Here is an 18,166-nt window from a genome sequence, read left to right on the forward strand (position 1 = left end):
ATTCGCAAGTGCACAAGGTATATGTCGAGCTGGCATACAGCAACGCCGCCTGCATCCAGAATGGAAGCAGGCGGCGAATGGTGAAAAATCTCGCGTTACTGAGCCTTCTCCAACTCTGCAACTGCGACGTTGAGCTCCTTGACCAGCTCGTCGATTTTAGCCTGCTCATCCTCAACCGCACCGGAGTAGGAAATGGACACCGCATTGGGGCCGACAAGACCCTGAACGGTGTAGCTTCCCATCGGCACCTCGGTGCCTTCCATGCTGATGCTCGTCTTCGTTGCCGTGGTCACTTCGGCGTCCGAGGTGGCTTCAAGCATTTCAGCCGAAGCGTTGAGCTTCATTCCCTGCATTTCCATGGAGAAGCTGTCGCAGCCCTGCAGATCCTTGGCCTCGACGGTCTTCTTGATCTCGGATAGCTTTGCGTCGTCCTCGTAGGATGCAACGCTGTAGCTGGTTGACTCACCGGCCTCCGCGCCCGCGACGGTGGCAACGGCCATATTGATGCCTTCGATGTCCCATGAGCTTTGCTGCGCGACCAGTTCCGCGCACTTGGCAGGCTCGATGTTCATGCCTTTGACCAGTTCCTTCGCCTGTGGCAGAGACTCTGCGATCGCAGCACCGTCGATGATCTGCGCGCCGGATTCATCGGCTACTAACTTTTCTACGACTTCCTTTACCTTTGCGGAACTCAAAGGCTCCGCTGCCGGGGCTTGCTCCGAGGCTTGCGCCTCATCCGATGCCGCCGGGGCCTCATTGCCCGAGTCCGCGCAACCGGTCAGCGCCAGCGCCCCTGCAAGCGGAAGCAACCAAAGTGAACGTTTTTTCATGATTCAGTCCTCACGTTGAATGGTGTTGCTTCCACTGTATTTGAATAATGGTTAGAAATAAAAGCCCAAGGCCTAATTATTGCAACGATTTGATTTCGGCAAACGCTTGATCGGCCAGCTTCATCGCTTCTCCCGCGAGCAAGGGTGCTTCCACGGTTCCACTGGAAAATGTCACCAGAACGAAATTATTGCCTTCGAGAGCCTGCACCGCGACCGAATTCAGGTACTCGTCCGCCCCAACCTTCATTTGCGTGGCCATCGTCAGCGCCTGGTCTGCGGTTGAGTCAAGGTCCAATATCTGTCGGTCCGTGTTTACTTCCTGACCCGAGACGCTCACGCTGATCGATTCGCATCCTTCGATGTCGGACAGCTTCAGAGCCTCAGAGATATTTTTCCGGGTCTGTGCATCGGTGATCGAGAATATCTGGATCACTTTGCCCGTGGAGTCCCCCTGGACCGTTGCAGATGCCGCCACTGTGCCGGTCAGGTCCGTGACGGTGTACTCTTCTTGCTGTTTGGCGCACTTCTCCGGCTTGATCCCGTTGCTGCCTTCCATGGCCTTGGCATTCTCCAACTGGGGTTTCATCACCTCGTTGTCCAAGATCTGCGCAGTAGAGTCCTCGCCCACAAGCTTCGTGACCACGTCCTTGACCTGATCTGCGGAGAGCGATGCCCCGCTTGTTTGATCCTGCTTCTGGGACGGCGCGGGGCTCGACTCCGCCGTTACCGGATCAGCATTATCGCTTCCCGAGCAGCCAGTGAGAATCAGGGCTGCAGCCAGAGGTAGCAGCCAGAGGGAACGCTTGGTCATAGATCAATCCTTAGAATGCGCCACGGCTCCAAGCCTGGCTAGAAATGCTGGAAATTCGCAGCCCCGAGGTGCTACTCAAGTTCGGCGAACAACGCGTCGATTCGTTCCGAAGCGTCTTGGAGGCGCTCTTGCGTTTGCTCTGCAGTCGTCTGTTGCTGGATACCGACCATCACGTTGCCCTGTGCCGCTCGCACCATGAGTTGCTGTTGCGTTTGTGAGCCATCGCTACTGGTCACCACATAGGCGTCATTGAACGGCGCCATTGTTTTAGTTGGTTGTTTCGCCAAATGGTAGGCGAGAGTTTTCCCGTTGATGGTCACCGAATATCGTGCGCAGTCGGCGCTCGCCTTAGCTTCGCTTTCCCATTGGGCCTGCAATGCTTCTTCGTCTTGATAGACCGCAACCGTCAGATATCGATCTTCAAACTCCACCGCCGACATCTTGGCCTTGGCAAGTTGTTCGGTGACCGGAGCGGCGAAGGTAACACCGCATTTACTTGGCGAAACTTTCAATCCCTCAATCCAGGCCTGTGCTTCGGGGATACTTTTGCGCAATTGCGAATCCGATATGATCTTCGCCTTGGAATCGTCCTTGACGAATTCCTTGAGCTGCTTTTCAAGTTCATCGGCGTTGATCTGCAGTGCGCTTCCCGCCGTTGCCTCATTGGGAACAGACGGGGTACTGCAACCGCTAAGCAGGAGCGCCGCGAGGCAAAGCGCCGAGGCGAGGTACGTTTTAGAGCAATTGGCAAGAGCCACAGATTTTCCTGTCACGATAGTTACTGTGCTCGAGTCTAGAAGATTGCGCACCGTTCTCGGCGGATTATGGCCTCTGAGCCCGAGGCATGCCGTGCACAAACGCCGCGTTTTCTACCAGTTCTTGATGAGACGATTCTGGTCCGACACGAGGATTTGCGGCAATGAGCAACCTGCAGTCGACAACTGCGCGCGTCAGATCTCTGGACGTACTAGAAAAGGATCGTCGCGAACGTTCCAGCCTGCTCGAATCCCACCCGTTCATAGGACCGAATGGCAGGCTCGTTGTAATTGTTCACATACAAGCTCACAACCGGCGCAAATCGCAGCGCATAGTCAACCGTGGCTGCCATATATCCGGCGGCAAGTCCCTGTCCGCGATAGCGGGGGCTAATCCAAACACCTTGGATCTGAACTACCGAAGTGGTGACGGTTCCAAGATCCGCCTTGAAAATAATCTCGCCGTACTCGTCAACGTCGATCACGGTGTGCCCTTCGCGAATCAACTGACGCACCCGGGTTCGGTAATATCCACCGCCACTGTCCAACGGCGAGTATCCAAGTTCTTCTTCAAACATTGCAGCACTAGCAGGCAAGACAAGGTTGAAGTCCTGCAAGGTCGCCACGCGCAGAGACTCAATCGGCGTGATATTCGCCTGGTGCGCAATAGTCATCAATGGCTGATTTTCACGGACGTCGAAGAATGTCTGGGGTCCCGAGGCAAGGACATCTTGCATCGCCAGCACGGTCTCGGCTGGGCCAAAAACCGAAGCGAAACGTTGGCGCGTCTCCAGCGCTTGCTGAGCATAGGCGCGCGCATGTTCAGCGCTCATGGCGGTGGGCGCAATATTTGCGCCCACCCAGCATGCCGATTCCAGCCCTTCTTCACCGTTAATGCCGAGCAGGTGGGCAAAACCATCCGGAACGGCGGAACGGTGCAGAGCAAGCTGCGACCGGGTAAAGATATTAGCTACGGGGTCTTGATCAAGCAATGCGAGTAGGGCCGCAGTATCTCTACGTCCCAAGACCCGCACTTCCCCGGGCGGGCTCTGTCTAGCTGACGGAGACCACGGGAGAACCCGAGGCAGGATTCTCGTCATCGCCAAGATCCATTTCTTCAGCTAAACGATTAGCTTCTTCAATAAGGGTTTCGACAATCTGGTCCTCGGGGACGGTCTTGATAACTTCACCCTTGACGAAGATCTGCCCCTTGCCATTACCGGAGGCTACGCCGAGGTCGGCGTCTCGTGCTTCGCCCGGGCCGTTAACAACACAGCCCATCACCGCAACGCGCAGCGGGGCTTCCATGCCCTCTAGTCCGGCGGTGACCTTTTCGGCCAGCGTGTAGACGTCCACCTGAGCGCGACCACAGGATGGGCAGGAAACGATGTCCAGCTTTCGGGGACGCAAGTTCAAGGATTCGAGGATCTGGTTACCAACCTTGACCTCTTCGACCGGTGGAGCCGAAAGGGAGACGCGGATGGTGTCGCCAATGCCCTGTGAGAGCAGTGAGCCGAAGGCAACGGAGGACTTGATGGTGCCTTGGAAGGTCGGGCCGGCTTCGGTAACACCGAGGTGCAATGGCCAGTCGCCGGACTCAGCCAAGAGCTGGTAGGCGCGGACCATGATGACTGGGTCGCTGTGCTTGACTGAAATCTTAAAGTCGTGAAAGCCATGTTCTTCGAACAGCGAAGCTTCCCAGATGGCCGATTCTACGAGTGCCTCCGGGGTTGCCTTGCCGTACTTCTTCAGTAGCTTCGGGTGCAGCGAACCACCGTTGACGCCGATACGAATCGAGGTGCCATGATCCTTGGCAGCCTGAGCGATTTGCTTAACCTGATCATCAAATTTGCGGATGTTGCCTGGATTCACCCGGACGGCACCGCAGCCGGCCTCAATCGCAGCGAATACGTACTTCGGCTGGAAGTGGATGTCGGCGATGACCGGGATCTGCGATTTCATCGCGATGATCGGCAAGGCTTCGGCATCTTTATCGGTCGGGCAAGCGACGCGCACAATATCGCAACCGGCGGCCGTCACCTCGGCGATCTGCTGCAAGGTTGCGTTAATGTCATGCGTCTTGGTGGTGGTCATCGTTTGCACGCTGATAAGCGAGTTCGAACCGATGCCCACATTGCCAACATTAAACTGACGGGTCTTACGACGTGGAGTGATTACCGGCGGTGGTGCCGCCGGCATGCCGAGTTTGACCGAAGTCAATGGATGCCTCCGAAGTGATTGTAGGTATTTCTATATCAAGTATCGCACCGTCTGGCGTGCTATTGGTAAGGATGCGAGAAAAGCCACGACGAGCGCCGTGGCTTTTCATCACAGATTCAAGAAAAGTTACTTAGTTGGCTTCTGCAACGGTGCGGATGTTGCCCAGCACTTCGGCAACCTGTTCGGCAACTTCAGCGTCATCCTTCGGGTGAGTTTCGGCGAAGCGAACCACCGAGTTGGGGATGGAGAGCTTGACGTTCTCAAGGACGTTTGCCCCTGCAATGTTCAGCGCCTTGCGGGCTTCGTCTTGAGCCCATACGCCACCGTACTGGCCGAAAGCGGTGCCGATGACAACCGATGGCATGTCCTTCACAGCGCCAGCACCGAACGGGCGCGAGAGCCAGTCGATGGCGTTTTTGAGAACGGCTGGCATGGTGCCGTTGTACTCAGGGGAGATCAGCAGCAGCGCATCCGCCGCGCCAACTGCATCGCGCAATGCCTGTGCCGCCGCAGGCACACCGCCTTCAACATCGTGGTCTTCGTTGTAGAACGGCAGGCTGTCAAGGCCCGAGTACACGCTCACATCAACGCCTTCTGGGGAGTTCAGCGCGGTAGCTTCTGCCAACTGCTGGTTGGTTGAACCAGCGCGCAGGGAACCGACCAGAGTAATGACCTTTGTTGCCATATTGTGCTTCTCCTGTATTTAGTGAATCAATAAGTAGACAAAGCTGACGCTTCATCTACTCCAACGAGTGATCAGAAGATTCAATTCCGCCACAAGATATGACTTAGGGCACACTCGTGAGAACTCCTGGGCCATAGCTGCGCGTGCACCAACCAGCCAGCGGTCAAGCCGCGGCTGCTCAATCCCGATTAGTCCAATTCAGTCAACAGCGGCAATATCGCTTCTTGCTCTTCTTTTCGCGCCGATAGGTCATGCTCCCGCCGCCCTCTGAAGTTGGCCTGCATACCAATGCCCACTCGCTCTTCGGCGCCACAAGCGACGCTCACCCCTCGCTTTCTCACCTGGCCAAATATTGTGCGGCAAAGAGGCGGCGCTAATAAACGATGGATACTTACGCATAAATTGAAGCTGCAACTCAATTAGCGGCGGCCGCGAAGGCCAAAATTCATTGCGATCTTGTCGCTCAACGAATCAATGAAATCCCCGGCCACAAAGCCAAGGCCTGCGGTCGGGGTCGATAAGCATTGACTTTTTAGGAGGCGAACTGCGAAAGCAGGCCCATGACCGGGTTCCATTCGGTGATGTCGGTCTGCTCTAGCGCGCCGACCTTGCTGAATGGATCATTGGCCAACACCTCATTGAGGGCGGACTTATCCTCAGCTACAAAAATGAGCAAAGCACCGTCGGCTGCCGGGGTGGGACCCGAGGCGAGAAGACGAACCGAGCCTTCTCCAAGGAACTCACCGAGGTATGCGCGGTGCGCCGGACGGTGTTCGTTGCGCAGTTCGGTCGAGTCCTGAGCATAGGTGTATTCAACAGCAAAAACAGTCATGGCTACAGCTTATTTCGCCAGGCCTAGAAGATCGTGATTGGTTTGAAGATGTCTGCGTATATTAAGAGCCCGCCCATGACCAGCATCGCAGCAACGACTACGTAGGTGAGGGGCAACAGCTTGATGGTATCCACCGGAGCGATGTTCTTTTTTCCGAAGATCCGGGCTACGGTACGCTTCAGTCCCTCGTAGAGGGCACCGATCACATGCCCGCCGTCCAGCGGCAGCAAGGGAATCAAGTTGAAGGCAAATAGCGCCAGATTCAGTCCACCGGCCAGCGAGAGCAACGAGGCGATCTTGTCATTGATTTCGATGCCCTCATGAGCATTGATTTCACCGGCGATACGTCCCACACCAACGATGGAGACCGGACCGTTCGGGTCGCGCTCCTCGGTACCGAAGGCGGCCTGTGCTACGTCGACCATGCGCTGGGGCAGGTGCAGTATGACGTTGCCGATGTTCAGCAGCTGGTCCCCCACCACGCCGGGAATTTCGGTGACCGGCTGGGAAATGTTTTTCTCCTGCGAGCCCATCCCGACGAACCCAACCTGCGCGGTTTTCATGGCGCCGTTCTCGTCGATCACCGGATAGCCATCTGCATCCAGCACCGGCCGTTCGGTCAGATAGGGCGTCAGCGTGGTGTCATGCATGATGCCACCGCGTTCATATTCCAGGGCGATGCTTTCCCCCGGGTGGTCACGGATCACACCGGTGAGTTCATACCAGGCATCGTGCGCCACCGGGGCGCCGTTGACGGCGGTGATGGTGTCTCCCGGGAGCAACCCGGCGGCGTAGGCCGGAGCTTCCTTGTCGTTGGCGGTGCATTCGGTCGCCTCAGAATTTTCGGCGCTCGCGATGCACTGGTACACCTCGGAGACGGTGGTGGTCGCCGTGGGCACGCCAAAACCGGTGATCACCACGCCGATCAGCAGGAACCCGAGCAGCAGGTTGACGAAGGGTCCGCCGAGCATGATGATGATGCGCTTATAGATGGGCAGCTGATAGAACAGCCGGCCTTCGTCGCTGGCTTCCACGTTCTCATTGGCCTGCGAGCGGGCGTCGTCAACCATTTGCCCGAAGACTTTGTCGAAGAAACTCGGCTTCTTCTGCGTCGCGCCGGCTTTGCTGGCCGCGCGCGGCGGGTACATGCCCACCATTGAGATGTATCCGCCCAGCGGAAGTGTCTTCAGCCCGTATTCGGTCTCGCCACGCTTGACCGAAAAGATCGTCTTGCCAAAACCGATCATGTATTGCGGGACGCGCAGTCCGAATTTCTTGGCCGGAAGCAGGTGCCCGACCTCGTGCAAGGCAATGGACAGCCCGATGGCGACGACCATGAACAGGACACCGCCAAGGAACATTAATACGCTCATGCTTTTTCCTTCAGCAACGAGATTGCGTGGGCGCGCGCCCACCGATCGGTCTCTAGCACTAGCTCCGCCGAAAGCTCGGCGTTCACCGGGGTATAGTCTTCCAACACCCGGTCGATGGTTTCAACAATGTCGGTAAAGCGGATCTTGCCTTCATGGAAGGCGTCAACCGCAATTTCGTTCACCGCGTTGTACACGGTCATATGGGTGCCGGAGGCGGCAGCGGCCTGCTTCGCCAATTTCACCGCGGTAAAGACCGATTCGTCCAAGGGTTCGAAGGTCCACGATGCGGCGGTGGAAAAATCACAGGGTTTCGCGGCTCCGGCCACGCGATGCGGCCAGTTGATGCCCAAGGCAATCGCTAACCGCATATCCGGTGGCGAGGCCTGGGCGATCACCGAACCGTCGATGAACTCAACCATCGAATGCACTATCGACTGGCGGTGCACCAGAGGTTCGATACGCTCCAGCGGCACATCAAAGAGCAGGTGGGCTTCGATGACTTCTAGCGCCTTGTTGACCATGGTCGCAGAGTTGGTGGTGACCATCCGCCCCATATCCCAGGTTGGGTGGGCTAGCGCCTGTGCCGGGGTCACTTCGCGTAGCTGCTCATAGCTATATCCGAAGAATGGTCCACCGGAGGCGGTGACAATCAGCTTGGAGACTTCCTCCGGGGTGCCCGAGCGCAGGGCTTGGGCAAGAGCTGAGTGCTCGGAGTCCACCGGAGAGATCTGCCCGGGTGCGGCAATCTGCTTCACGACCTGGCCGCCGATAATCAGCGATTCCTTATTCGCCAGCGCGAGCAGGTGTCCGGCCTTCAACGCCGCGATGGTCGGTTCCAATCCGATGGCGCCGGTAATGCCGTTGAGCACCACATCAGATTCCATATAGCCAGCGATCTGCGCGGCGGCCTGCGGCCCTGCGAGGAGTTCCGGGGAGTAGTCGCCTACGCCTTTGTCCTGCGCCACCTGCGCGATCGCGGATGCGAGTTCATCTTTGCTCTCTACCGCCGCGCCCACGAGGTCCGGGCGGAAGGCGACTGCCTGTTCGGCGAGGAGCTTGAGATTGTAGCCACCGCTCAGTGCCGCGACGCTAAATTGCTCCGGGGCATTCTTGATGACATCCAGGCCTTGGGTGCCAATGGATCCGGTAGAACCGATCAGCGTGACACGGCGCGGATGGTCCGCAGTTTTAAAAGAAGATTGGATGCTCACCCACCCCATTATGGCCGTTATATCTGTGAGCTCCCAAAGTGCAGATCAACCGGCGCGCTCAAGCCAAGCCGTGCCGGCGAGCAAGTCTGAAGCTCAGCAGCGCGCCGGCCCGGCTCATTATGGATTGAGCCTTTACAGCCCGAGGCTGCGGGCGATCAGCATCAGCTGAACCTGCGTAGTGCCTTCACCGATTTCCAGGATCTTTGAATCCCGATAGTGGCGAGCCACCAATGATTCGTTGATAAATCCGTAGCCACCAAAAATCTGGGTGGCGTCCCGGGCGTTGTCCATGGCCGCCTCACTGGCGACGAGCTTGGCGTGGGCTGCTTCGATCTTGAAGTCTTTCCCGGCAAGCATTTTGGCCGCGGCCGCGTAATAGGCAAGGCGCGCGGTGTGGACGCGCGAAGCCATGCGCGCAATCATGAATGAGATTCCCTGGTTCTTGCCGATTGAAGAGCCAAAGCTCTGTCGGTTCTTCGCATAGGTTACCGCCTCATCCAGACAGCCTTGGGCGGCGCCGGTCGCAAGAGCCGCGATGGCGATACGACCCTCGTCAAGGATCTCCAAGAAATAGGCATATCCGCGTCCGCGTTCGCCGAGGAGATTCTCTTCGGGGACTCGGGCACCGTTGAAGCTCAGTGGGTGGGTATCGCTGGCATGCCAGCCGACCTTGTTGTAAGCCGGTTCCGCGGTGAATCCTTCGGTACCCGATGGAACGATAATCGTGGAGATTTCTTTTTTGCCGGTGGCCTCGTTGACTCCGGTCACCGCGGTGACCGTGACAAGCGAAGTGATGTCTGTTCCCGAGTTCGTGATGAATTCTTTGGAACCGTCGACAACCCACTGGCCATTTTCGAGCTTTGCTTTGGTTCTCGTGGCCGATGCGTCAGATCCGGCACCGGGCTCGGTCAGTCCGAATCCTGCGAGGTTCTTGCCGGCGGCGAGATCTGGCAGCCAACGCTGTTTTTGTTCCTCATTTCCGAAACGGAAGATCGGCATCGCCCCGAGTGAGACACCTGCCTCCAAGGTAATGGCTACCGACTGGTCGACTCGACCAAGTTCTTCCAGCGCGAGGGCCAGAGCGAAGTAGTCGCCGCCAGATCCGCCGTATTCCTCGGAGATCGGCAATCCAAACAGGCCCAACTCCCCCATTTGCGCAACAACTTCATAGGGGAAGCTGTGCTCCGCATCGTGTTTAGCGCTGACCGGCGCGACGACTTGCTGGGCAAATTCACGGACGACGTCGACCAGGTCTTGGTACAGTTCGTCGAGTTCGAGATCAATCACGGGCACTCTCTTCTTTCGAGGTTGTCCACACCGTCCTTGCGTTTTTGACGCAATGATCGATGGCGGGCCATGTTGGACGCGGAGGCCATATCTTGGAAGCTGACCGTCCGGCGCGTATGGTTAATTTCTATTAACTGTGTATGTCCAGCTACATTTTGACACTAGTGGCGTACTTCATAGTTGTCCATAGTTGGACGGGGTTTTCGAAGGAGTAAATGCATTGAGCAGATATCAATCGCTCACTGAGCCAACCGAACGCGAGCGTGCCAAGGCCGAACGCCGTGATGCGCTATTGCGCGAAGCGACACGGCTCTTTGCGTTGCACGGTTACGCCGGTGTTTCCTTAGAAGATCTGGGAGCCGCCTGCGGCATCTCGGGGCCTGCCGTGTACCGGCATTTTGCCGGCAAACAGGCGCTCCTCATCGCTTTGCTGGTAGATATGTCTAAGGACATCTACGCCGGCGGTCTGAAGGCCGCAGAGAGTGGCGGCAAGCCGTTGGAGGTGTTGTCCCGACTGGTTGATTTCCATACCGATTTCTCCCTCTCTCGACCAGACATCCTTCAGGTTCAGGACCGCGACTTGAAGTCGCTCCCGAAGGCCGAACTCGCCTTAGTCCGAAAACTTCAGAATAATTACATTGCGTTGTGGACCGAGCAGCTGGCCCAAATGCATCCCACCGGAAGCCCGCAGTCGCATCGCTTTAGGGCACACGCGGTCTTTGGCCTGTTGAACTCCACCGCACACTCGGCGCACTCACCACGCACCAAGAAATCCGGGTTAAAGCCGTTGCTCTCCAATATGGCACTCGCGGCTCTCACATCCCCGGTAGTCTAGAAACTAAGTCCCACTTATTCTGGGCGCGTTCAATCGGGCGCGTACCACCTCACGAAAGAAAGGCCTTTACCGTGCAACTACGTGAAGTCCGCCCTTCCGACTTGGACGCCTTCTTTGCTCACCAGCAGGAACCCGAGGCGAACCTGATGGCGGCCTATCAGGCCCGCAACCCTTCGGACCGGGCCGTATTCGATCATCACTGGAGCTCAATCCTCAACGATGAGTCGGTACTGGTTCGCACTATCGAGCACGAAGGCGACGTTGCCGGCTCCATTTTGGTCTTTGACGGTTCGAAGCCCGAGATCAATTTCTGGACCTCCACCAAGTTCTGGGGCAAGGGAATCACCACCAGCGCTGTGGACGCGTTCCTGGCCGAGTTCACTAAGCGTCCGCTGACCGCACACGTGGTGCAGGACAATCTAGGTTCGCTCAAGGTCCTAGAACGTCGCGGCTTCAAGCAGGTAGGCACCGAGCAGATCTTCTCGAACGCCCGTGCCGCGGTTGTCACCGAGATCGTTCTCCAGCTCGACGACTAACAGTCGCCTAAATACAGCTAACCGCAGTTCACCCGACGACGTGTGAACTGCGGTTAGCTGTTTAATGCTGATCTATCGGGGTTTCAAGGCCCGTAATAGCCCTTGCCTCGATCAATATCTTTTCTTGCATCCCGCAACGCCTTGGCCGTCTGCTCATCGCTATGGTCAAAGTCAGTAGCCTTGCGATCCAGGCTGCGATAGGCGCCAACGATGAACGGCAGCGCGCAGAGGGCGATGACGGCGGACATAATCAGGATCGATACCAGATCCATGGCTTGCGCCCCGCTTCCTTGGCCGGCCCGGTTCCCGCGGACTACTTCGTGGAATTCAAGGTCCGCCACGCTTCACGACGCACCGCCTGCTCGATCGGATCCGGCACCGGAGCGGCGGCCAGCAACCTGCGCGTGTAGTCGTGGGACGGTGCGTGCAGCACGGTATCTACGCGCCCCTGCTCCACCGACTTGCCGTTTTGCATCACCACAACCGAATCGGCGAGCATATCGACAACCGCCAAATCATGGCTGACGAATAGGCAGGCGAAGTTGAAATCGCGCTGCAACTCCTGGAGCATCTCCAACACCAGCGCCTGCACCGAGACGTCCAGCGCGCTGGTCGGCTCGTCGGCGATCAACAACTCCGGATTCAAGGTAAGGGCACGGGCAATGCAGATACGCTGGCGCTGGCCGCCGGAAAGCTCGTGCGGGTAGCGGTTGATGACATTTCGCGGCAGCTTCACCGCATCCAGCAGTTCCTGCGCACGTTTGATCCGCTCGGTCTTGCTGCCGACCTTATGCACCACCATGGGCTCGGTAATGCAATCGCCAATGGGGAATCGCGGATTAAGCGAAGCGGCCGGGTCCTGGAAGATCACCCCGATCTGCTTGCGCACCTGGCGCGCCTGGCGCGGTGAGAGCTTGGGCAGATTATGGCCCTTGACCGACAGCGTTCCGGAGGCCACCGGCAGCAGGCCGAGCACCGCCTTGGCGATGGTCGATTTGCCCGAACCGGATTCGCCCACGATGCCGAGCACCTCGCCCTTGGCGACGTCGAAGCTGACGTTTTCCACCGCCCGGAAGACGGTGCCGCGCATGTCGTATTCCAGTATCAGGTCCTTGGCTTCCAAGACCAGCTCGCGGTCGGCCTGCGCGATCGGTTCGCTGCGCGGTGCGGGCTCTTCTACGCTCACTCGCGAAAGGCGCGGCACGGAAGACAATAGGCGTTGGGTGTATTCGTGTTGCGGGTGCAGCAGCACCTGCTTTACATCCCCGGTCTCCACCAGGTTTCCTTGGAACATCACCGCGACCTGATCGGCCATATCTGCCACGACACCCATATTGTGGGTGATGAGCAGAATTCCCGTATTCAGCCGGTCTTTGAGTTCCCGGAGCAGGTCCAGGATTTCGGCCTGCACGGTCACGTCCAGTGCGGTGGTCGGCTCATCGGCAATGATCACCTTCGGTTCGCAGGAGATCGCCATGGCGATCACGATGCGCTGACGTTGGCCACCGGAGAACTGGTGTGGATACTGCCTAATGCGTTTGGCGGGATCTGGGATGCCCACCATGGTCAGCAGCTCGATGGCGCGGTCGGTGGCTTCCTTGCCATAGGCCACGTCGTGCAGCTCGAGCGCTTCGGTCAGCTGGCGTTCGATGGTCAGCACCGGGTTCAGCGCCGTCATGGGTTCTTGGAAGACCATGGCAATGTCGGTGGCACGCATTTTACGCATCTTGCCTGCCTCCAGTCCTACCACGTTGACATTGCCTATCTTGGCGACGCCGGTGACCTGGGCGTTCTCCGGCAGCAGGCCCATGGCCGCGGTGGAGGTCACCGACTTCCCGGACCCCGATTCACCGACCAGCGCCACGACTTCGCCCGGGCGTACCGCCAGGGATAGCCCCTTGACGGCGTGGACGTCGGGTCCGGCGGTTTCGAAGGTGACCTTCAGGTCATTGAAGCTCAGTGCATAGTCTTCTGTTGCTTCGGTGCTCATGGCTTTTCCTTACGGGTTGGCAGGGCAAAGAGCCCTGCCCGGCGGCGGCGCTTGCCGGTGTGGCGTGGATCGAAGGCATCTCGCAGACCATCGCCGAGGAAGTTGACGCTCAGCGCGATGGCGACGATGATCATGCCCGGCCACCAGAACAACCACGGACGTGAGGTAAACGCATTCTGGTACTGGCTGATCAGCAGGCCCAGCGAGGATTCCGGCGGTTGTACGCCGAAGCCCAGATACGACAGGGCGGATTCGAGCAGGATCGCGCCGGCAATGGCGAAGGTCGCGTTGACCACGATCACCCCGATGGTGTTAGGCAGCAGGTGCTTGAAAATGACCCGTGAGGTTTTTGAGCCCATGGCCTGGGCCGCCGCCACGTATTCGCGTTCGCGCAAGCTGAGGATCTCACCGCGGACCAGTCGGGCTAGACCGGTCCAGGTCACCAAGCCCAAGACGAGGGCCAAGGTGATGATCGAGCCGGAGGTCGCGCCGGCAAGCTGGCCAAGCACTGCGGCCAGCACCAGCAGCGGGATCACGATGAACAGGTCGGTCATGCGCATCAAAACCTCATCGACCCAGCCGCGGAAGTATCCGGCGATCGCGCCGATGACCGCTCCGAGGAAGGTGGATACCACGCCGACGACCACTCCGATGATGATCGATTTTTGGGTTCCGGTCATCACCAGCGCGAAGTAGTCCTTACCGATGGAGTCCTGCCCGAAGGGGTTCTCCCCCCAGCGGATTCCTTCGCCGCCGAGCCACGTGGGGACCAAGCTCAAGGTTGGCTTGCCGCCATCGATCACGCTACCGGCGTTGAGGTAGGACTTATCCCACCAGCCCGGAAATACTCCCCAGCCCACCGAGCTGAAGGCCATCACGGTAATGAAGACCAGAATGATGCTGGAGGTCATGGCGAGCTTGTGCTTGAGGAAGCGCCCAATAACGATGCGCCCCTGGCTTTTTGAATCTTCGGCCTGGCGGGCAAGCTTCGCATCCTCCAGTTCTGCAAGGGAGGTGACGTTCTCTGGCAGTTTGTCGTTGGTGTTACTCATCGCTTGTCCTTAATGTCCCAGACACGATTGGTGTGAATTGTCATGGCCGCCTAGACGCGAATGCGCGGGTCGAGCAGGGCGTAAACAATGTCTGCCATCAGGTTGAAGAGAATTGCTGCGGTGCCGGTGACCAGGAAGAAGGCCATCACCGGGTTGGCATCCACCCGGTCCAGACCGGTGGCGAACATTTCGCCCATGCCTTTCCAACCGAACACCCGCTCGGTAATCACCGCGCCACCGATCAGCCCGGCGAAGTCGAAGGCTGCGATGGTAGCGATGGGGATCATGGCGTTGCGGAATGCGTGGCGGAAAATCACCGTGCGTTCGCTCAGGCCCTTGGAGCGGGCGGTGCGAATGTAGTCTTGCTGCTGAACTTCGAGCATCGACGAACGGGTGTAGCGCGAGTAGCTTGCCAGCGAGATAATTGCCAGCAAAATGGTGGGCAGCAGCAGCTGGGTGCCATTGTCCAGGAAGTGGTCCCAGTAGCCGCCCTCGAAGTTCGCCGTAGAGGAGCCGATGGTGGAGATCGGGCGTCCCTTGTTGTCCAGGAAGCCTGGCCAAGCACGGAACAGGTGATCGACCACGGTCAGTGCGGCTCCGACAAAGCCGGTGGCCATCGCGACGCTGGCGGCGACCTTGCGCAGCCGCCCGCCCATGAAACGTCCGACCAGCGCGGGCAACAGCACCGCGAGGATTAAGCCGCCCAGCAGGATCCAGGTGTTCGGTTCGGCCATCAGGTAGAAGGTCGCGTAGTAGGCGATCAGCACGAGCGCCACGGTGATCAGCGCCGGATACAGCACTCGCTTTTCCTTCAGTCCCGTGCTCATCGCGGTGGCCGAGAGGGCGACGAGCGCGGTGAGCACCACGATGAATGCCGGTCCCATTTGCGGGTAGCGGTAGAAGTTCAGCCACAGCGAATACTGCATGGCCAGCGGCACGAAGACGGTGACCACCGCGAAGGTCAGCATGCGGCGCTTGAGCGATCCGGCGAGGAACGTCTGCAGGATCAGCCCTAGGATCATACCGACAAGTATTGAGGTTCCCAAGGAGATATCCGGTGCCGCGATCCAGTCGTTGAATCCGATAGCGAGGTATTCCTTGAGCAGCACCGCTGCCCAGAACACCGGAAGGGAGAAGAAGAGGAAGGTCAGGAAGGTGACGGTGTAGTCCAGACCCGAGTATTGGCGCACCGCGGTGAGCACACCGATGGCGATACCCAAGATCGCTGCGATCAGGGTGGCGATCAGCACCAGTCGCAGGGTCGAGGATGCGGCATTTGCCAGCAATCCGGAGACCTCCACGCCGTTGATATTCCGTCCTAGGTCGCACTGGCCGACAAAGCACTTTGAAACGCCGGTCAGCCAGTCCCAGTAGCGCAGGTACCAGGGCTGGTCCAGCTCCATGTACTCGATGCGTTGGGCCATCAGATACTCGCGATTATCGGCGTTGCTTTCGCGCAGATCCTTGAGTGGATCACCGGAGTTAATGACGAGGATATACAGCAGCAGCGAGGCTGCAAACAGCACTGCGAGGGCCGATCCAAGTCGCTTGGCGATGAATTTCAACACGGCGTCTATGTCCTACTTTCGTTGTCACCGAACGATTCGCGGCGCCCAGGGTGGTGGCGATTCTGAACCGTTGTGGGGATGTGGTGGACACACTGCGGGGCCCGACGATCTATCGGGCCCCGCAGTCGTTCACTCACGGTGTCTGAGTTCTGTGCCTACCGGCAGTTACTCTGCACGTACCCACTGATTTGCGTTCCAGACGATCTGGTCCTGGGTCGCGGTGTGGCGGACATTTTGGATATCTGAGCCCGAGGCACTCAGGCCTGGGTGGGCAAAGACTGGAATGCCGTAGAGGTCATCCCACAAGAGCTTCTCGATCTTCTTGACCTGCTCCTGGTGCACGGCCGGATCCAGCGAAGTGGCCAGGGTCTCCCACTCGGCGTCTACCTGTTCGTTGGAGTACTTGCCGAAGTTCTGCGGCTTGCCGGTTGCGTAGATGTTCTGACCCGAAGAAATCTGGCCGGAACCCGCCCAAGCGAACAGTGCTACCTCGTAGTCGCCGCGATCCTGGGCGCCGCCCGGTGCGAAGAACTTCGCATCGCCGTCATCCTCGATCTCGAATCCAGCCTCATCACAGGAGGATTTGATGGCTGCGACCTGGTTGGTACGGCGCTCGTTCGGAGCGGAGTAGCCGATGCGCACCTTGGTGCCCACTGCGTCCTGCTCTTCCAGGATCTTCTTCGCGCCTTCGATATCGACCTCATCGTAGCGTCCGTCATAGGAAGCCGAGACGACGTCTTCATAGTTGTCCTGGAACGGGAAGACCTCGCGGGCGTTCATGACAATAGCCTCTGGGTTCAGCGGCTTGATCAGGTTGTCAACGATGTTCTGGCGAGGGACGCACATGGCGAAGGCCTTGCGCAATTCCAAGTTGGTGAACGCGTTGCCCTCGGTGAAGTTGAAGTCCAAGTGCTCCCAGGTCAGCGTGTCACCCTTCTGGATGTTGATCTGATCGCCCAAGGCCTCAAGCTGGGAAAGTGTATCAACCGTTGGCTGCGGGTTGATGACGTCGAGGTCCTTATTCTGCAGGGCCTGCACCATGGCAGCATCTTCAACGAAGCGGAAGGTCAGTTCCTTGGTTGCCGCTGGAGTTCCGTAGTACTCCTCGTTGGCGACCAGGGTGACCGATTCGCCGGCCTTCCAGGAACCGAGCTTGTACGGTCCGGAAACGGGACTGATCGCTTCGTCCGGCAGGGTGCCCGGATTAGTCACCCAACCTTCGTTCCAGAACTCGGCGGCCTCCTTCAGCTTGTCGGATTCGCCGGCGAGAATGGCGTTGGCCAGCTCTTCGGTGCTCATGCCGGCTTCCTTGGCCACCACGTGTGCTGGGTGGAGCATCCAGGACTGCAAGGCCCAGTCCGGATCTGGAGCGGCGAATTCGACGGTGAATTCCTTGCCTGCAACATCGCCCTGCGGGCCCTTTGGCACGGTGTCGCCCAAGTCGACGGAGACCGAGTTGAACAATGGCTTCTCTTTGTCGCCGCCTTCGTTCAGGTTCAGGTTCTGCACGCCCCAGGCGAGCACCGAGTCGGCGACGGTGATTGGCGTTCCGTCGGACCAAACGGCGTTCTCATTGATGGTGTACTTGATCGTCAGCGGATCATCGCTGACCTTCTCGTAGGAGCCGAGATCTTCATTCGGGTACAGGGTTCCATCGGTACCGAAGTACGAGAAGCCTGCGAACATGCGGTCCACGATCCCGGAGTTATAGGTCGAGTAGGTGTTCGGGGTGAAGCCGTTGTAGCTGAGGAACTCCGGCGCACCGATCGACACGTTGATGGCGCCGTCCTTGGTGGTGATATCCCCCAGATCCGCGAGGCCGCTGTTGGTAACTTCTGCCGACCCGTTGCCGCCAGCTGCACCCGACTCGGATGCCGCTGGGTCGCCACCGCCGCCCGGTGCACATGCGGACAGCGCCAGAGCCATCGCTGCGCCTACTGCTACTGCCTTCGAAACACGTTGGAATCGCATTCCGCCTCCTTGAGAAATTGAACGATACGAGTTCTGAACCATGAAGCTCAGTGTGGAACACATCACATGATGGAACCATTGAGCAATAGACTAACCGGATTTTGCCATCTTGGATATAGAAAGATGCGTTTCACATCTACCAAGTGGCCCCGGGAAACAATCTGGTTACAATCGCCTTGTTACCGATCAGTTTAGAGATCCGGCTCACAT

At 58.4% G+C, this 18,166-nt stretch carries 17 protein-coding genes; 2 read left to right on the top strand and 15 right to left on the bottom strand.

The features are described 5' to 3' along the window. Positions 1–95: 95 nt before the first annotated feature. The 10 genes from CQ017_RS10705 to CQ017_RS10750 all read right to left on the bottom strand — a co-directional run bounded on the left by CQ017_RS10705 (position 96) and on the right by CQ017_RS10750 (position 10,004). The gene (locus CQ017_RS10705; RefSeq protein WP_105553706.1) at positions 96–830 is read right to left on the bottom strand and encodes a hypothetical protein; all 735 of its coding nucleotides are present in this window, start codon (positions 828–830) and stop codon (positions 96–98) included. Positions 831–906: 76 nt separating this feature from the next. Next, positions 907–1,641, bottom strand: coding sequence for a hypothetical protein (locus CQ017_RS10710; protein WP_105553707.1), 735 nt, complete (start codon positions 1,639–1,641; stop codon positions 907–909). A 71-nt stretch (positions 1,642–1,712) separates the two neighbouring features. After that, complete coding sequence (locus CQ017_RS10715) at positions 1,713–2,414, bottom strand: hypothetical protein (RefSeq protein ID WP_146112473.1); 702 nt, start codon at positions 2,412–2,414, stop codon at positions 1,713–1,715. Positions 2,415–2,608: 194 nt separating this feature from the next. Beyond that, on the bottom strand, positions 2,609–3,388 hold the full coding sequence (locus CQ017_RS10720) for a DUF4081 domain-containing GNAT family N-acetyltransferase (protein ID WP_255248472.1): 780 nt from the start codon (positions 3,386–3,388) through the stop codon (positions 2,609–2,611). Positions 3,389–3,449: 61 nt separating this feature from the next. After that, complete coding sequence (ispG, locus tag CQ017_RS10725) at positions 3,450–4,616, bottom strand: flavodoxin-dependent (E)-4-hydroxy-3-methylbut-2-enyl-diphosphate synthase (protein ID WP_096287306.1); 1,167 nt, start codon at positions 4,614–4,616, stop codon at positions 3,450–3,452. Between the two features lie 130 nt (positions 4,617–4,746). Next, positions 4,747–5,301: an NADPH-dependent FMN reductase gene (locus CQ017_RS10730; RefSeq protein WP_096287308.1), complete on the bottom strand. Its 555-nt coding sequence runs from the start codon at positions 5,299–5,301 to the stop codon at positions 4,747–4,749. Between the two features lie 532 nt (positions 5,302–5,833). Beyond that, a complete protein-coding gene (locus CQ017_RS10735; RefSeq protein ID WP_096287310.1) occupies positions 5,834–6,133 on the bottom strand; it encodes a YciI family protein in 300 nt (99 codons plus the stop codon). A gap of 23 nt (positions 6,134–6,156) precedes the next feature. Then, positions 6,157–7,506 (bottom strand): RIP metalloprotease, encoded by a 1,350-nt coding sequence (locus tag CQ017_RS10740; RefSeq protein WP_105553709.1) that lies wholly within the window; start codon positions 7,504–7,506, stop codon positions 6,157–6,159. Then, entirely contained in the window at positions 7,503–8,726 is a 1,224-nt protein-coding gene (gene dxr, locus CQ017_RS10745) for a 1-deoxy-D-xylulose-5-phosphate reductoisomerase (protein WP_096287314.1), read from the bottom strand. The genes CQ017_RS10740 and dxr overlap by 4 nt, the downstream gene beginning before the upstream one ends. Before the next feature lie 123 nt (positions 8,727–8,849). After that, on the bottom strand, positions 8,850–10,004 hold the full coding sequence (locus tag CQ017_RS10750) for an acyl-CoA dehydrogenase family protein (RefSeq protein WP_105553710.1): 1,155 nt from the start codon (positions 10,002–10,004) through the stop codon (positions 8,850–8,852). Between the two features lie 220 nt (positions 10,005–10,224). On the opposite strand from CQ017_RS10750, the gene CQ017_RS10755 reads away from it, so the two are divergent. Next, complete coding sequence (locus CQ017_RS10755) at positions 10,225–10,839, top strand: TetR/AcrR family transcriptional regulator (RefSeq protein WP_096287318.1); 615 nt, start codon at positions 10,225–10,227, stop codon at positions 10,837–10,839. A 71-nt stretch (positions 10,840–10,910) separates the two neighbouring features. Continuing rightward, entirely contained in the window at positions 10,911–11,375 is a 465-nt protein-coding gene (locus CQ017_RS10760) for a GNAT family N-acetyltransferase (protein WP_096287320.1), read from the top strand. Positions 11,376–11,458: 83 nt separating this feature from the next. Here the strand turns inward: CQ017_RS10760 and CQ017_RS10765 are convergent, their stop codons facing one another. The 5 genes from CQ017_RS10765 to CQ017_RS10785 all read right to left on the bottom strand — a co-directional run bounded on the left by CQ017_RS10765 (position 11,459) and on the right by CQ017_RS10785 (position 17,956). Continuing rightward, positions 11,459–11,647, bottom strand: a complete 189-nt coding sequence (locus CQ017_RS10765) for a hypothetical protein (RefSeq protein WP_096287322.1) — start codon at positions 11,645–11,647, stop codon at positions 11,459–11,461. 41 nt (positions 11,648–11,688) lie between these two features. Further along, positions 11,689–13,365 carry an ABC transporter ATP-binding protein gene (locus CQ017_RS10770; protein ID WP_105553711.1) on the bottom strand — a complete coding sequence of 559 codons (1,677 nt, stop codon included), beginning with the start codon at positions 13,363–13,365 and terminating at the stop codon, positions 11,689–11,691. Next, positions 13,362–14,417, bottom strand: a complete 1,056-nt coding sequence (locus tag CQ017_RS10775; RefSeq protein ID WP_105553712.1) for an ABC transporter permease — start codon at positions 14,415–14,417, stop codon at positions 13,362–13,364. The genes CQ017_RS10770 and CQ017_RS10775 overlap by 4 nt, the downstream gene beginning before the upstream one ends. A 50-nt stretch (positions 14,418–14,467) precedes the next feature. Next, positions 14,468–15,985 (bottom strand): ABC transporter permease, encoded by a 1,518-nt coding sequence (locus tag CQ017_RS10780; RefSeq protein WP_105553713.1) that lies wholly within the window; start codon positions 15,983–15,985, stop codon positions 14,468–14,470. A 165-nt stretch (positions 15,986–16,150) separates the two neighbouring features. Next, complete coding sequence (locus CQ017_RS10785; RefSeq protein WP_096287330.1) at positions 16,151–17,956, bottom strand: ABC transporter family substrate-binding protein; 1,806 nt, start codon at positions 17,954–17,956, stop codon at positions 16,151–16,153. Positions 17,957–18,166 lie beyond the last annotated feature (210 nt).

It is taken from the genome of Arthrobacter sp. MYb224 (assembly GCF_002975455.1).
In the GTDB taxonomy this organism is placed as follows: Bacteria; Actinomycetota; Actinomycetes; order Actinomycetales; family Micrococcaceae; genus Glutamicibacter.

Coding starts and splice junctions, on each gene's coding strand:
- CQ017_RS10710 (WP_105553707.1), bottom strand. CDS start 1,641: ATGACCAAGCGTTCCCTCTGGCTGCTACCTCTGGCTGCAGCCCTGATT.
- CQ017_RS10775 (WP_105553712.1), bottom strand. CDS start 14,417: ATGAGTAACACCAACGACAAACTGCCAGAGAACGTCACCTCCCTTGCA.
- CQ017_RS10705 (WP_105553706.1), bottom strand. CDS start 830: ATGAAAAAACGTTCACTTTGGTTGCTTCCGCTTGCAGGGGCGCTGGCG.
- CQ017_RS10740 (WP_105553709.1), bottom strand. CDS start 7,506: ATGAGCGTATTAATGTTCCTTGGCGGTGTCCTGTTCATGGTCGTCGCC.
- CQ017_RS10770 (WP_105553711.1), bottom strand. CDS start 13,365: ATGAGCACCGAAGCAACAGAAGACTATGCACTGAGCTTCAATGACCTG.
- dxr (WP_096287314.1), bottom strand. CDS start 8,726: ATGGGGTGGGTGAGCATCCAATCTTCTTTTAAAACTGCGGACCATCCG.
- CQ017_RS10730 (WP_096287308.1), bottom strand. CDS start 5,301: ATGGCAACAAAGGTCATTACTCTGGTCGGTTCCCTGCGCGCTGGTTCA.
- CQ017_RS10785 (WP_096287330.1), bottom strand. CDS start 17,956: ATGCGATTCCAACGTGTTTCGAAGGCAGTAGCAGTAGGCGCAGCGATG.
- CQ017_RS10735 (WP_096287310.1), bottom strand. CDS start 6,133: ATGACTGTTTTTGCTGTTGAATACACCTATGCTCAGGACTCGACCGAA.
- CQ017_RS10765 (WP_096287322.1), bottom strand. CDS start 11,647: ATGGATCTGGTATCGATCCTGATTATGTCCGCCGTCATCGCCCTCTGC.